Annotated in this window: 8 protein-coding genes; all 8 read right to left on the reverse strand. The window is 40.5% G+C overall.

Annotation, left to right across the window (positions count from 1 at the left end; translation table 11 throughout):
* Positions 1-30 precede the first annotated feature (30 nt).
* The 8 genes from OK025_RS05910 to OK025_RS05945 all read right to left on the reverse strand — a co-directional run bounded on the left by OK025_RS05910 (position 31) and on the right by OK025_RS05945 (position 16,883).
* Positions 31-1,503, reverse strand: a complete 1,473-nt coding sequence (locus OK025_RS05910; protein WP_317668675.1) for a glycoside hydrolase family 30 protein — start codon at positions 1,501-1,503, stop codon at positions 31-33.
* Positions 1,504-1,582: 79 nt separating this feature from the next.
* Positions 1,583-3,103 (reverse strand): RagB/SusD family nutrient uptake outer membrane protein, encoded by a 1,521-nt coding sequence (locus OK025_RS05915; RefSeq protein WP_317668676.1) that lies wholly within the window; start codon positions 3,101-3,103, stop codon positions 1,583-1,585.
* A gap of 11 nt (positions 3,104-3,114) precedes the next feature.
* Positions 3,115-6,093, reverse strand: a complete 2,979-nt coding sequence (locus OK025_RS05920) for a TonB-dependent receptor (RefSeq protein WP_317668677.1) — start codon at positions 6,091-6,093, stop codon at positions 3,115-3,117.
* A 256-nt stretch (positions 6,094-6,349) separates the two neighbouring features.
* Complete coding sequence (locus tag OK025_RS05925; protein ID WP_317668678.1) at positions 6,350-7,978, reverse strand: DUF6377 domain-containing protein; 1,629 nt, start codon at positions 7,976-7,978, stop codon at positions 6,350-6,352.
* A 164-nt stretch (positions 7,979-8,142) separates the two neighbouring features.
* Entirely contained in the window at positions 8,143-12,693 is a 4,551-nt protein-coding gene (locus OK025_RS05930) for an efflux RND transporter permease subunit (protein WP_317668679.1), read from the reverse strand.
* A 13-nt stretch (positions 12,694-12,706) separates the two neighbouring features.
* Entirely contained in the window at positions 12,707-13,813 is a 1,107-nt protein-coding gene (locus tag OK025_RS05935) for an efflux RND transporter periplasmic adaptor subunit (RefSeq protein ID WP_317668680.1), read from the reverse strand.
* 184 nt (positions 13,814-13,997) lie between these two features.
* Positions 13,998-14,360 carry a hypothetical protein gene (locus tag OK025_RS05940; RefSeq protein ID WP_070561742.1) on the reverse strand — a complete coding sequence of 121 codons (363 nt, stop codon included), beginning with the start codon at positions 14,358-14,360 and terminating at the stop codon, positions 13,998-14,000.
* A 225-nt stretch (positions 14,361-14,585) separates the two neighbouring features.
* Positions 14,586-16,883 carry a GH92 family glycosyl hydrolase gene (locus tag OK025_RS05945; protein WP_317668681.1) on the reverse strand — a complete coding sequence of 766 codons (2,298 nt, stop codon included), beginning with the start codon at positions 16,881-16,883 and terminating at the stop codon, positions 14,586-14,588.
* Positions 16,884-16,898: the final 15 nt, after the last annotated feature.

Here is a 16,898-nt window from a genome sequence, read left to right on the forward strand (position 1 = left end):
CGATAGCGCTTAGGGTTTATCATCCTCCAGTTAATAGGTCCAACGGTAAGAAACAACCGACTTAGCTGGCACATCATAGCTAAAATGATGTTTACCGTCTGCGACAGTGATTTTACGACTATCGCCTGATTCGTTTAACAGAACGACAGCATAGGTCCCATCTGTATTTTGAAAGGCTGTATAAACCAAACCTTCCGCCGTATAGCCAGAAGCGCCAATCCTTGTAGCTCCTGATTTAACCACCGAGGAAAGATGACCAACAATATAGTAATGCGAATTGCGCGTTATATTCTTATAATTTGCCTTACTAATGTCCACGGCGCCATAACATGTCTGGCAGCCCCCCTCGCGATTTGGCCCTTTGTCAGTATCAAGCATCAGGTTCCATACAATGACGCCCTTGCTCCAATTGTTGACGGTGCCCAATGCAACTTCTCGCATATCCTCCATCAAACGTTTTTCAAGATTGCGTCCATCATTCCATTCTCCAATGGATGTTTCCGTAAATACCAATTCCTTGTCTGGGCGTTGATTATGAATATCGATAAGTTCAGCTTTATCCCCACCATAATTATGGTACGCCGCTCCGGCGAAGAATGACGCTGCGCCGGCATCGTTATAAATCTTTACTGGATAATCTGTCTGATCAGCGATATTATCATAATTATAATTATGATCAAATGCATAAATCTTTGTTGATAAATTAGCCGCTTTTAATTGTGGGCCCAAAGCTTGTTTGACAAAAGCCTGTTGTTCCTGCCATGACATATAAAGCGAAGCGGAATTTTTTCTATTCAATGGTTCATTTTGAACAGTAATCGAATAAATATTAATGCCTTCTTTCTTCATTGCCTGGATCCATTGAACGAAATACCAACCATAATCCTGGTAATATTTTGGATTTAACTGACCACTGGTCCATGAATCAAAGGGCTTTAAATCAGTTAGGTTGTTAACTTTCATCCATTTCGGTGGAGTCCATGGGGAGCCCATGATTTTTATGGATGGATTGATAGCAAGTATTTCTTTAAGCACCGGAATGATATATTGGGTCTCTTCAGACTGCAATCCAAAATTTTCCTTTCCTTCTTTGTCCCAACAGGTATATTCGCTTAAAGAGAAGTCGGAACATCCAATAGCAATACGGATATAGTTCATTCCCATTCCATCTTTATCTGAAAACGTCTCTGTAAGGAATTTTGTCCGATCTTCCTTACTCATTTTCATTAAATTATAACAGGTTGAGCCTGTGACGGCTGCACCGAAGCCGTCCATCGTCTGGAATTTCTTAGTAGGATCTAGCGTAATTGTATTGGGCGACATATTAAATTTGGAGCTGAAATCAACAAAGCGCTTTCCAAAATCCAAAGACCGACTGCCTGTCGTCGTATAAATGGTAACATCACCACTTTTTTTAATTTCATCACCTTGCGAAGGTGTATAGCTGTCACGGTTACAAGATGTTGCCGTCACTAGACAGGACAACAAGAATGTATATATCATAGTTTTTTTATTAGTACGTTTCATCTGTTAATATATTTGTCTCCATCCATCAGATGGGGGATTCCACTTGTTAAATCAATTAATACCCCGGATTCTGAACTAGATTAGGATTCTGATCAATTTTTGGTTGCGGAATCGGTAAACGGTAAGAGTTCTTCGTAAAGGGATACACCTGTGCCTTTCTTCCAGCGTCTTTCGCATAGACCGCATTCATGACAGCTTCCACCTTGTCCAAGCGCACGAGATCAAACCAGCGTTGTCCTTCGAAGGCTAATTCCAGACGACGTTCTTTCAGATAAGCATCTAATAAAGCATCCTTATTTGAACGTATCGCAGTTGACAATTTTGGTAGTTTAACACGTGTGCGAATTTTGTCAATAATGTCTGCTGCGCCGGATAAATCTGATCCCTGTTGAATTAAAGCTTCTGCCTTGAGCAATAAAAGATCTGCATAACGAAGCTTGACAATACTATTAAATGCAGACCGCAGTTTAAACATGAATGGATAATGATTGGCGGGATAATAGTTGCTCCAAGTGGTGGTGTAATAGACAACGGATTGCCCCAAACGAATCTGATCCCCTTCATTCGTATATGCTTGTATCAAATCCCGTGATGGGGTTACCCATTTTGCCCATGTGAAGTTATTATCATAATTGGACAAATCCCTTCCAAACATCCAAGTCGCCCAATTGCCTCCTCCTGCAGTGAACTGTGCTTCCAAAATCGATTCTTTTGTATTCCGTTGTGCAAGATCTGTATTGCTTGCATTCATCGCATATAAATCCGAGTAATTGGTATTCAGATCAAAGCCATCAGCTGTCAATGCGTCAACAAATTGAATGACTTTAGCATAATCGCGAATCGGTTTTTCGGCATAGATCTTTGCCAGCATAGCTCGCGCTACGGATTTGGTAAATAAAGTTTTATTCCCATTATTGTTGGCAGGTGCATCTGCCAATCCATCCATCAGGTCTTTTTCGATCTGTTTGTAGGCTTCTTCTTCAGTAGCTTGTTTCGGAAAATATTGCGGATAAACTTCATTGACATTATCACCGGTAATATCGGGTGCGATCGTTGTGATGATAGGGATAGATCCAAATATACGGACCATATCAAACATCGCCAATGCTCTGAATAGTTTCGCTTGTGCTTTATAAGTCCTAATTTCTGTATCGCTCACCGATTTATCAGCGACACTATCCACATAAATGATCAATCGATTTGCACGGCCAACATCTTCCAGATACCTACCCCAATCCCGGTCAACCACAGAATTAGACCCTTCAATAGAATTATTTTCAAAAGGTACAACTTCCGCGCCGGTCGTTCCCGCATAGGAATTATCGGCGTGGGAATCGCCAATCAAGAGAAGGTCGAGGTACCAATGTTCCTGCCTATCTTTCATCTGCTGGTAAATCCCCGCCAAATAAGTTTCAACTTCGGCTTTATTCTTGAAAACGACCTGTGTTCCTGTCTCCGTCTTTCCTTGACTGACATCCGAATAATCTGAAAGCGGATCACGATTCAAAGAACAGGAGAATAAAAACAAAGAGCCTGTTAGCAAAGAAAGAGCGTTATATATATATTTTTTTTTCATGATACAGACAATTAAAACTCAATATTAAGACCTAAAACAAATGAACGATTCTGTGGATAGGTTCCCCAATCAATACCCTGGATTCTGGAATCAGATCCGCCGGAATATTGGTTTACTTCGGGATCCATACCGGAATATTTAGTCAAGGTAAATAGATTACTTACAGATAGATAGGGCTGAATTTTATGGATACCAATACGTTTCAGTCTCTCCGGAGAAATGGAATAGCCCAAGGAAACATTTTTCATCCGCAAATAACTACCATCCTCAACAAAATAGGTTGAATTCTTCATGTCAAACCCAGCTTTCGGAACGTTGGTAATCTGTCCCGGTACCCGCCAACGATCCAATACAACAGTAGTTTGATTTCGCCCATCATACATCCCCTCTGTTTCCATGCGGCTCGCATTGAAGATATCGTTTCCGTAAGTTCCCTGAATAAATATACTGAGGTCGAAATTTTTCCAGGAGAAGCTGTTTGTCATACCATAGACAAACTTTGGAAGAGGGTTACCGATATATGTACGGTCGCTCGATGAAATCTTTCCATCGCCATTCAAGTCGCGATACATGAGCTCACCGGTTTCAGGGTTTACACCATCAGAGATATAACCGAAGAATCCTGCAAGTGATCTTCCTGGCTCATTCTTCACGACAAAATCATTGACATAATCGTTTGTCTTGACATCGTAGTACACTTGTTGTAGATCCAGTTGTTTCAGTTTATTTCTGTTGAAAGAAATATTAAAATCTGTATTCCAAGTCAAGTTTCCGGTCAGATTTTTTGAATTTACCGCAAATTCAAAACCATGGTTGTTCAGTCGGCCGCCATTTCTTTGGATTGTGGTTGCTTGCTGTCCTGCTGGCAAGCTTGCATTCATTAAAAGATCTTTCGTATCCTTGTTGTAATAATCTGCACTGATCGTCAGTCTATTGCTCAACATGGTGATATCAAAACCAATACTGGTTGTGCTTGTCGTTTCCCAAGTCAAGTCTTTCGCTCTTAAGATTGTTGGCTTATTGATATTTGGCACTGAATTGTCTTTTCCCTCAACGAACCACTGTTGACGTTGGATACCGCTCAATTGCAGGTAGGCATAATCACCTAATCCATATTGATTACCTGTCTGTCCCCATCCGCCACGGATTTTAAAGTCATTTATCCAGGTTACATCTTTCATAAAGTCTTCAGAAGAGATTCTCCATGCAGCTGAAACCGACGGAAAATACCCCCAGCGACGTTCCGGACTCAACTTTGAAGAACCATCGGCACGCATATTTGCGGTCAATAAATACTTGCCATCATAATTGTACATTGCGCGTGCGAAATAGGACATAATCCCCCAATTGGATGCAGAGGATCCTGTTCTATCCCAGGAGATCTTGTTCGCCGCATTAAGTGTCTCAATGATTCCATTTGCATAATTTGAACCATAGATATAGCTTCTGGAGTACTTGGAATCCGTCCATGACGAACCGCCCATTACTTCCAAATTATGCTTTCCAAAGCTCTTCGTGTACGTCAAGAAATTGTCCCAAGTCAACACGGTATTTGTATTACGAATATCTGAAGCCTCTCCGAATTGGTTTCTTCCCCAAGCTGTTGTCCAAGGGTCCAAAAAGGTCGTCATCACACCTGATCTTCTATCCAATGAAAACGCAGTTTTCCAAGTTAAATTAGGCATAAAAGAAACCAGTGCACTTCCTGTGGCAACAAGTCGGTTTTCGCGGTTATTATTATTTCTTGTCCGGGCTAGGTTTTCCAAAGGACTGGTGATGTTGTTGATCCCATAGAAATTATTATAGAATCGATCCGGATTGGTTGGATCCCATACAGGCGCGTAGGTTGGTGTTGTAATCACCGATGTAACTACGCCCCCACGATTAGAACCCAATCCTGAGGTAATTCCATTATCATTGTTATCGGAATAATTGATATTCGCATTCACCTTTAGCCATTTTCGGACTTGGTTATCAATATTAGCACGAAAATTATATCGTCTAAAGAAGGATCCTTGTAGTGTTCCTTTTTCGTTCAAATACCCCCCTCCTAAATAATAACGGAGCTTCTCATTGCCATCCGAAACGGATATTTGATGATTTTGTTGAATACCTGTCTTATAGGTTTCTTTAAACCAATCTGTTTGATCCAACAATCCCTCTGGCAGATTTATCATGCCTATTTCATCCTGTAAATCTTTGTATTGACTGGTATTTAAAACTTTAACCGTGTTATTGACAACATTGGCTGTCCACTGTGTTCCCAGTGTAATTTTTGCTTCCCCGGCTTTTCCTGATTTTGTCGTAACCAAGATAACACCGTTCGAACCACGCGAGCCGTAGATCGCTGCCGATGACGCGTCCTTTAGAATTTGAATATCCGTGATATCATTCGGTGACAAGAACTTAATATCTTCCACAGGAACTCCATCAACAACATACAAAGGAGTGGTATTACTATTAAAAGACGTTATCCCACGAATTTGTATCTGAGGTGCTGCACCTGGCTGACCACTCGGCTGAATAACAGTGACCCCGGCAGCTTTACCTTGAATGGCTTGCCCAAAATTAGTAACGGGTCTCTTTTCTAAGTCTTTGGTGGAGACAGAAGAGATTGCAGTCGTGACATCTTTTCTTTTCACGCTACCATAACCGATTACAATGACATCCTCCAGCAAATTGGTTGAGGAATTTAATTGGACAATCATGGTACTGTTGGCAGGTAGTTCTTTACTGTCGTAGCCAACAAAAGTAAATTGGAGTATACTGCCCGTGCTTGCTGAAATTTGAAAACGCCCATCTCCGTTACTGGAGACTGCGTTATTACTTCCTTTTTGTGTAATGGTTACTCCAGAGAGTGGTTTCTGATCTTGGGCATCCAAGACACGTCCACTAACTTGAATTCGGTCTTGGGCAAACACCAAATTCACCAAAGTAAACAAGAAAGCTAACCCCGATGAAAAGGCAACTTTTCGTGTAAAGTAAATCATATGAAATAAAAAAATTGGTTATTGTTTAATCTTTTGGTTATTCCAAAATGGCAATGAGTTTCCCCTGCTTCATTGCTCAAAACAAAACTAAGATCAGCTTGACGGAGAAAAAAGAGCGAGTACTTAAAAAGTACCGAAGAAAAAACATAAATAACTAAAAATAAGATACCTACAAAAAACACCCTCCCTTAAAAAGTACCTAAAGGAGCGTACAATTGTCTTTAAAACAGCTAATTTTCGGGTATTACAGCACATTTTATGCCCGGTCGATCACCGCAATCTGACATACAGCCGCCTCGAAAGCATCACGATTTCCCGCGGCTTTATTACGTACTTTTGTTCTGTAATTATAAACCGTCCGAAGCGAGTATCGCAGGAAACTTGCAATCTTTACGGAATCATCGATCCCTAACCGAATTAATGCGAAAATCCGAAGTTCGGTATTTAACAACTCCGTTTTCTTGGGATAAATTTTCTCGTCCTCCTGAAGTAAGGCATTGAATTCGTCAACAAAGGTTGGATATAGATTTAAAAAGATACGATCAAAATTAACATAAAGTTGCTGCACTTCCCTTTCTTCCATTTGCGTTGACTTTAACTGTTCCCGCAGCGCATCCCATTGCTGATTCGTCGCTTTTTTCAGTAATGCCTTTCTGATATCTTCCATTTTATCGATGTAACTCGAGCACATATCAAAAAATTGAGCAATATATTCTTCTTTAATATGATTGGATTCAGATAATTTAAGGTTAGTCTGTTTTATTTCATCATTCAATGAGCGAAGTTGTTGGTTTGTAGCTGATAATTCCGACCGTATCCTTCTCAAATGTTGCACCTGTCTATAGATAATGACAAGTCCAATAATGACACCGATCAATAAAATACTGACGATAATGACCAGTCCAACCAATTGTCGGTTTTGACTACTGATTTTCTGCTGATAGGCGGCATTGATAATGGGATAAGAAGAGGTCCCCTCGATAATGCGATACCGTACTTTACATAACATCGCATCGTCTATGGCTTTTTCAATAAATTGAAAAGCGCGATCAAAATCCTGTTGATCGTAATATGTTAGCGCTAAATCATGAAAAGATGCATTATCACGATTAGCCATTTCAATATCTGCACTGGCTGATATTGAAAGATAGTAAATCTGGCTTTTCGTATCCTTTTCATATTTATAAATGAGCCCCATAAAATAGGCGATCAGCGCGCGTTGCTCCATATCCTTTTTATTCTCATTCCAAAGAACCAGTAATTGCTTTTTAGCGTCCTCACGATTACCGTTAAAAAGTGTTTTTATCGCAATGGTGGTACGATACTCCAAGGAAGACTTTGGTAGTACCGTTAACAACGAATCACGATACTTTTCACTTGCCTGGTAATATTCTGACCGATTATTGCTCTGACCGTAATGACTATAAAAGGAGCTGTAGGTATCGTAATATTTTGCAAGGAGATCCCGGCCAAGATGAGCAGACTCGACTTGCTTCAACAATTGTGAAGCTTCTATATACCGTCCGATGGTGGAATACACCCAGGCCAAATCGAGATGAATCACTGCCTGCAAGGAGTCATTATGCGGTGGAGCGAGCTTTTGACACAGTAAAATATAAGTAAGCGCTGCGTCAGAATCAAACTTCTTATAATTTTCAAAGATTTCGTAGTTCTTCTTCAAAAATTGAGCAGGATTGCCTTCTAATGCTTTTGCCTCCTGTTTTAATTTCTCCAATTTATCTTCACGGTTCTTGATGTAAATTTTCTGATTTTCCATCAGATATTCCAATCGTTGCAAAACCCGGGTGCTATCGGAAGCCACTTGTGCAGATAGGTAAAGACTAAAATGTGCGAAAAGAATAAAAAGAAAAATGCGCTGCAACATAATAAAATCGGTTCAAGATAGTGTAGACTAAACTACATAAAAATAACAACAAAAAAGAGGACGTCTCACGACGGCCTCTTCCCCTGACCCAGTTAAGGGTCCAAGAATTAACAAGTTAATTCTTTATCGCATGAAAAATAGTTTTCTTTTTAATCCATAATCACCTATTTCCAACCTCCTCCCAAGGCTTTGTAAAGTAGAATCTGATTTAAAGTATTCTCTTTCTCCAATTCTACTTTTCCGATTTGGGCTTCCAGAGACTCTTTTTGGGCCGTAACAACATCTAAAGAAGTTACCCGACCAGCAATAAATAGTTCCTGTGCGGCTTCAATAGAGAGATTTAACGCTTGAACATGCTCATCAACAAAGCTACGTCGTTTGACGATCGCCTCTTGCGTCATGACAACATTGGAAACTTCGTTATAAGCGTTTACAACTGCTTTTTCATAGTCTACAAACGCAATTCCATAATCTGCTTTCGCAATCTCATACTGCGTTTTTAGCTGTCTTTGATTAAATATTGGCAGTGTAATACCGCCAAATAAATTATACGCAATAGATTTATCCAAATTAAATAACTTGTTAAAGCTAAAGCTCTGTAATCCGATAAATGGACTTATTGCAACAGAAGGCAAAAAAGCCAAGCGTGATGCTTCCTGATTATTCGAAGAAGCAATCACCTTCAAATAAGCGGCCTTAATATCCGGGCGTTGGTTCACGAGATCATCTGGTGTACCAAAATGCATTGCATGATACAAATCTGCATTTTCGGTATATGTACTTCTTACAATAGGTTGATAAAAACGCCCCAACAGGCCGTTGATATGATGTTCCCAAAGTGCTATTTCTTGGCTCAATTGTTCTTTGGCAGCTTTCGAATTGGCTAATAGCGCCTTAAATTGTTGCACAGAAAGCTCAGTCGCATAACCGGCATCTTTTTTCACCTCAACAACTTCCAGTGCATTTTTATGTAATTCAATATTCCGATTGTAAACTTTTATCTTTTGATCCAAAGCAATTAGTTCATAATAAGCCGTCGCAATATTGGATACCAATTCCGTTTCTAATAGACGCTTGCCTTCCTGCTCAGCTAAAAAGCTAAAATAAGCGGCCTGCTTTTGACTTTTCAACTTTCCCCAAAGATCAATCTCCCAGGACGAACGAAGTCCGATAAAATAATCTGGGATAAATGGTTCGGGCAATTTTTCATCACTTTTCAAGTTCTCCGAAAAATTTGAATCATAATTACCTATTCCTGATTCTGTATAATGTCCATACTTCCGTATTCCTCCTTCTACTGCAGCCTCTACAGTTGGCCCCAATGCTGCCTTCCGTTGTTTAAAATAAGCTTGTGCAGATTCCAACCGCAAAATGGATTGACGAATATCTAAATTGTTCTGCAGCGCAGAATCAATTAGAGAAACCAACTTCGGATCTTTAAAAATTTCCTTCCAAGACCGACTTCCTACATTTAAACTATCTGGCGAAAGATGTTTGGAAAATGAAGTCGGTACATGTAATTTCTCCGGTTGAAGTGTTTTTTTGGGAACCGAGCAACTACCAAATAAAATAAGTGCAACTATGACTAAAGAAGCTTTTTTAACGACCTGTTTCTTGTTATCCTTTTTTGAAAATAAGATCACTAATCCCGGGATGACAATTACCCCGAGTATGGTTCCGATAAGCATTCCTCCCACCGCAGCGGTACCGATACTTCGATTACCCAATGCTCCTGCTCCACTGGCCATCATCAAGGGAATTAGACCTGCAATAAATGCAAAGGAAGTCATTAATATCGGACGCAAACGGGCAACAGCTCCTTCGATTGAAGCGGTCACGATATCCATTCCCTGCTTATATTTCAAATTGGCATATTCCACAATCAGGATCGCATTCTTACCTAGCAAACCAATCAGCATGACCAATGCTACCTGCGCATAAATATTGTTTTCCAATCCAAAGACCTTCAAGAAGATAAATGCACCAAAGATCCCTGCCGGAAGACAGAGCAGAACAGGTAAAGGCAACAGAAAGCTTTCATACTGTGCACATAACAACAGATAAACAAACAAAAGACAGAGTGCAAAAATATACAAGGCTTGGTTTCCGGAGATTTTCTGTTCACGAGTCATCCCCGACCATTCGATACTATACCCTTGCGGCAAAGAAGAAGCAATTTTCTCGACTTCTTCGATAGCTTGCCCGGAGCTGAAACCAGCTGAAGACTGTCCAGTAATCATGGCCGAACTAAACATATTGTAACGGGTAATTTGTTCAGGACCATAAATTCTTTCCATCGAAATAAAGGCATTGTATGGAACCATCTCACCCGTCTCATTCTTCACATATAAGCGTAATACATCTTCTGGTCTCTGGCGATATTCGGGACCAGCCTGTACCATGACCTTATACATCTGTCCGTAACGGATGAAATTTGTCGCGTAAAGACTTCCCATTAAGGTCTGCAGTGTATTCATGGCATTCTCCACCGATATTCCTTTTTTTGCAGCCATATCGTAATCCACCTTCAGCATATATTGGGGGAAGTTCACATCAAAACTGGAGTTGATATCCTGAAGAACTTCACTTTTTTCCATATCATCCATAAACTTCTGTAATACCTCGGCCGTCTTGTTGAGATCCTCATTCCCGCTACGATCCAATAAACGTAATTCAAAACCCGAAGAGTTACCAAAACCGGGAACTGTCGGCGGCGGAAAGAATTCAATCTCTCCATCAGCAAAATCCTTTGTTTTATCCCGCAATTCTTTAATGACATCATCTACCGTTTGATCACGCTCTTTCCAAGGTTTAAGATTGATCATCCCCATCCCATAGGAAGCACCAGATACTTCAGTTATGATACTATACCCCGACAATGTAGACACCGTTTCAACAATATCGAGTTTCCGTGATACGGAGTCAATTTTATCCAAAACGCGTTCTGTACGGTCTACGGTTGCTCCCGGTGGGGTTGTTACAGCGACATAGATCATTCCTTGATCCTCGGTTGGAATAAAACCTGAGGGTAAGATGGCACTACTTCCCCAGGTCGCTAGAAAGAATCCTCCAAGTAGAAGGAGAGTCAGTCCACGTCGCGCACTGGTTTTTACCAAAATTCCCTTATAACCGAAGGCCGTCTTGTCATAAATGGCATTGAATTTTTTAAAGAAACGGTCCAACCAGTTATTCGAAGGTTTACGGTCATGGGGCGATTTTAGGAAAAGCGCACATAAAGCGGGTGTCAATGTCAATGCGTTGATACCTGAAATAACAATGGCGGCCGCGAGCGTCAATGAAAATTGACGATAAAATATCCCCACCGGCCCTGAAAGAAAGGCAACAGGAACAAACACAGCAGACATCACCAACGTAATGGCCACAACAGCGCCACCGACTTCTTTCATTGCCTCCAATGTCGCTTCCATAGGTTGAAGATGTTCTTCTTCCATTTTTGCATATACAGCCTCGACCACGACAATTCCATTGTCTACCACAATACCTATGGCCAGTACCAAGGCAAACAAGGTCAGCAGGTTGATTGAGAAACCTAACATCTGCATAAAAAATAATGCCCCAATCAAACACACTGGTACAGCCAAAATTGGTATAATAGTCGCCCTAAAATCCTGTAAAAAGATAAATACAACGATAAAAACCAAAAGAAACGCCTCCAATAAGGTTTTGATGACAGAAGAAATTGAAGCATCCAAAAACCGCGATACATCATACCCCATGGTATAGGTCATGCCGGTCGGGAATTGCGTTTGTTTCAATTCTGCCATGCGGTCTTTTACACGCTGAATAACCTCTTGTGCATTTGATCCCGGCAATTGCTTTAGCATGATGGATGCGGATGGACGTCCATCAGTTTTGGATACCATTTCATAATCCAATGAACCAAATTCAACATCTGCTACGTCTTTTATACGGATAATAGAACCATTTGAAGTCGCTCGAATAGGTATATTGGCATACTCCTCAATTTCAGTGAATTTACCGGGATAACGCAATACATATTGCTGCATGTTACGCATTTTATCGGAACTGATACCGGTTTGTCCTGGCGCAGCCTCGATATTCTGTTTTCGTAATGCAGCCACCACATCCTCCGTAGATATATTATAAGCTGCCATACGATCAGGTTTAATCCATACACGCATCGCATAATCACGCATTCCCATAATCTGAGCGAGACCGACGCCTTCGATCCGTTTCAGTTCCTTTAGAATGTTGATATCTGCGAAATTGTAAATGAATCTTTCATCCGCGGTTTCATCATCGGTAAAAACATTCAGATACATCAACATGGAGTTGACCTCTTTTTCGGTGGTTACCCCTGCTTTGATGACCTCTTCAGGGAGTTCATCCAATACAGTAGTTACCCTATTCTGTACGTTTACAGCTGCAATATCTGGATCTGTACCAACTTCAAAAAAGATTTGAATAACCGTGCTGCCGTTATTGGTAGACACTGAATTCATGTAAGTCATCCCAGCTACACCGTTGATTGCTTTTTCCAAAGGAATAGCGACGGCATTTGTACTCACCTCAGCATTGGCACCTGTATAATTGGCATTGACGACGACCGAAGGTGGTACAATGTCCGGAAATTGTGTGATGGGCAATGTAAATAAGGCCAACAACCCTAAAAGTGTAATAAACACCGAAATAACCAACGACAATATGGGTCGTTTTATAAATGTTTCAAACATAATTTATCCTCCACTACAGTTTCCTCATTTTTGGATTAATCTTCATTCCACTCCGCAGTCCCTGTACTCCCTCATAGACAATCTTGGCGTTGGGATCTAAGCCTCCATCCACAATGTAATAATGCCCCACACGCGGGCCCGCTGTAAAAGGTGTCATTTTTACGGTACTATCTGCCTGTACAGTATAAACGTATGTCTTGTCCTGAATTTCAAATACTGATTTTTGGTGTACAAAGGTATGTTCCCCTGTCTGCATTGGCACTGCAATCTTACCTGTTGCACCATGCTTTAGGATATGCTCGGCATTGGGAAATTGAACCCGAAGGGCAATGGATCCAGTATTGGCTTCAAATTCACTTTCTACCAAATGGGCAATTCCCTCGTGTGGATACAGCTCACCATTGGCCAAAATTAACTTGACCGATTTTTGCGTTTCCTTACCGTCCAACTTATCACGCATAAGTGTCAGATACTCTCTTTCAGAAATATCAAAATAAACATTCACTTTGCTTAAATCGGAGATCGTCGTAATTAAGCTACCCTCGGTCAATAAAGAGCCTTCTCTCAATAAGATACGGTCTATACGGCCGTCAAAAGGAGCCTGTATAACAGTATAGTCTAATCTTGTCTGTGCCTGATTAACCAAAGCTCGGGCTTCTTCTATCTTAGAATTGGCCGCTTTTAATTGAATTTTCAATAAATTATATTCGGAAGAGCTTACAATATTCTTGTCAACCAGTTTTTGAGTTCGTTCCATTTCCAGCTTGATCTTTTGCGCTTCGGCAATGGCATTATCATACTGTGCTTTGGCCTTGGCTAATTCCGAACGATATTCCTCGTTATTATACTTAAACAGCATTTGGCCTTTCTTTACCCAAGCCCCTTCGTCTACATAAATTTTATCCAAAAATCCATTCAATTTGGAACGAATTTCGACGTTTTTTAAGGCTTGAACATCCGCAATATATTCTTGATAAACAGTCGTATCCATTACCATTAAAGGTACTACAGGAATATTTTTGAGTTCTTCTTTCGGATCAGCGTTAGCGTTGGATGAATGGCATGAAGCCAGCATCCCAACCATACCCACAAAAAGGCACAGTAAAAGTAATTTCTTCATAAACGATAAAAAATGTAAAATGTTAAACCCTCCTACGGTATTTTAAAATCAGTCGTTAGGAGAATGTGTTAGATGGGAGCTACAGCAATTCTATAGCGTAAAGAGCGGCCCAAAGCCTTCCATACCATATATAGAAATAAAACTAAATTGTTGCAGCCTCCGCTAGAAAATTAGAGGAGCGTAACTAGAATGGCCTAAAACGGGATAGGAAGCGATAATACCCTGGTAAGCATAGGGTTTTAGATCGGTAAAAAGGATGTTCATCATCTTTTGCAAAACATAATGCCGTAAAGACGATTCCAAAAACAAAAATAAAAATTGGTAGGACTTGACTATTGAGTGAAAATATACGATAATCATCTTGCAATAGTACTTTTTCTTCTTGGGAAGAATGAATGGGTTCCAAATCCAATACGTCATCCAGAAAATACTCCACAATGGTCTCACCTGCATGCAACACCTGTCCAGTTGCCGAGGAGAAAGACTCATAGGTCAACAGATTAAGGTATGCAAAGAGTGTTAAAAAATGAAATATTTTGCCTAACATATCGAAATTTCGAATCACAAAGGTATGACTTTAAATAGCTAAGATTATTTTATTCGTGTAAAAAAACCATGACAGCCTAAAAAATTAGCTGTCATGGTTTTCAAAAAACAAGTAATGTTCATGGTTTCCGCTATAAACCTTAAAAGATCAATTAAACAGTCGACACAATTACTTAGCACTAAAGTATCATCATTGAATTCATTAGTGTCTATCAGAACTCAATCTTTATTTTCCTTTTACTTTTTCGTTACTAAAGGAATATGGAGCATCTTCTTTTTTTGTACCTCTATTTTTATTCGGTGCTTCGCTCATTTTGAAATCAAGTTTGGCACCCTGCAATAAATCTTTATAACGGATATAATTATGACTATAAGGCTTTCCATTCCAAGTTAGTTGATCTACGTAGACCTGATTTGGTCCCTGCTGTTTAGCTTGGATATTCACTTTTTTCCCATTTTCGAGATTTAGTGTCACCTTATCGAATTGTGGTGAACCAATCACGTATTCGCCCGAGGCAGGAGAAACAGGATAAAATCCCAGCGAAGAGAAGACATACCAGGCTGAAGTCTGCCCGTTATCTTCATCACCACAATAGCCGTCTGGTGTAGGCAAATAAAGTTTATCCATTATTTTGCGCACCCAATATTGTGCTTTCCAGGGCTCTGCAGCATAATTATACAGATAGGGCATATGTTGGATCGGCTGATTTCCATGCGCATACTGCCCCATATTCATCACCTGCATTTCACGCATTTCATGGATCATTCCACGACTTTTCATACCCTCATAACTCGGAATAACAAACACCGTATCCAACATGGACACAAATGATTGATTACCCCCCATCAAATTAATTAAACCCTGAGGGTCATGGAACACACAAAAACTCCAATGCCAAGCATTTCCTTCCGTATATTCTCTTGACCAGGCACTTGGATCAAAATCTGAGACGAACGATCCGTCTGCATTTTTTCCACGCATAAGTTTTGTACTTGGGTCAAACAGATTTTTATAGTTCATCGCGCGTGTTGCATAAATAGCTGTTTCAGCTTCCGGTTTGCCCAATGCTTTGCCAAATTCATAAATACACCAGTCATTGTATGCATATTCCAGTGAACGTGCTACATTTTGGTCTACTTTTACATCAGCAGGTATATAGCCCAATTTATTATAATATTCATAACCGAAGCGTCCCGTCGAAGAGTGTTTCGGATAGGCACTATTGGCCCCATGCTTCAGCGCTTCCCATAACAGGTCTTTATCATAGCCTTTCCGATCAGTAATCAAAGCATCTGCTACAATAGAAGCGGAATTGTTTCCAATCATCGATGCACGATGTCCTGGCGAAGCCCACTCCGGAAGGTAACCACTCTCTTTATACGCATTCACCAAACCTGCCTGCATCCGATCATTCATCGACGGATACAATAAATTCAACAGGGGAAACAAACTTCTAAAGGTATCCCAAAAACCTGTATCCGTAAACATTTCCCCAGGCAGGACCTGCCCATTGTAAGGGCTATAGTGCATACGTTTGCCTGTTCCATCAATTTCAGAAAAATCCCTTGGAAAGAGTGTTGAACGATAAAGGCTGGAATAAAATGTACGTAACCGGTCAATATTGTGGTCTTCAACCTGTACACGTCCGAGGATTTCGTTCCACTGTGCTTTACCTTCGTCAACAACCTGTTGAAATGTTTTGGACTTCACTTCTTTTAGATTAAGTTCTGCCTGCTCAAAACTGATAAAGGAAGAAGCAATACGGGCGGTGACCTTTTCCCCTCTTTTCAAGGAAGAGAAACCAACGACTGCTCCGGCGTGATTGTCCTGAATTTCCAATTCATCTTTACTTATCGCTCCGCTTTTAACAGCAGCTTTGTAGGAGAATGGTCTATCGAAAGTAATGACGAAGTAATTCTTGAAATTCTCCGGAACACCACCACTATTTTTTGTTGAATACCCGATAATTTTATTTTCCTGCGGAATTACTTTAATATAAGACCCCTTATCAAATGCATCAATAATAACATAAGCACTGTCTGTTTTAGGGAATGTGAACTGAAAGATTGCTGCCCGTTGTGATGGCGACAATTCTGTTGTCACATCGTGATCCGCAAGGTAAACGCTATAATAATAAGGTTTGGCAATTTCAGCTTTATGCGAAAACCAGCTCGCCCGTTTTTCTTGATCAAATTGCGGTGTACCTGTTATTGGCATGATTGAAAACTGACCATAATCATTGTTCCAGGGGCTTGGCTGGTGGGTTTGCTTAAATCCTTTAATTTTATCTGCCGTGTAAGTATATACCCAGCCATCGCCCATATTTCCAGTCTGCGGGGTCCAAAAATTCATACCCCAAGGCCGAGCGATCGCAGGATAAGTATTGCCATTAGACAATTCATACTTCGATTCAGTACCGATCAAAGGGTTAACGAAATCAACAGGCGAGGTTTGTTGCGCCATTCCAGCATGCGCCGCGAACAGAAAAAGAATACTACCTGTTAGTTTTTTAATATTAAACATAAATGAAGCGTTTGG

It is taken from the genome of Sphingobacterium sp. UGAL515B_05 (genome assembly GCF_033097525.1).
GTDB lineage: Bacteria > Bacteroidota > Bacteroidia > Sphingobacteriales > Sphingobacteriaceae > Sphingobacterium.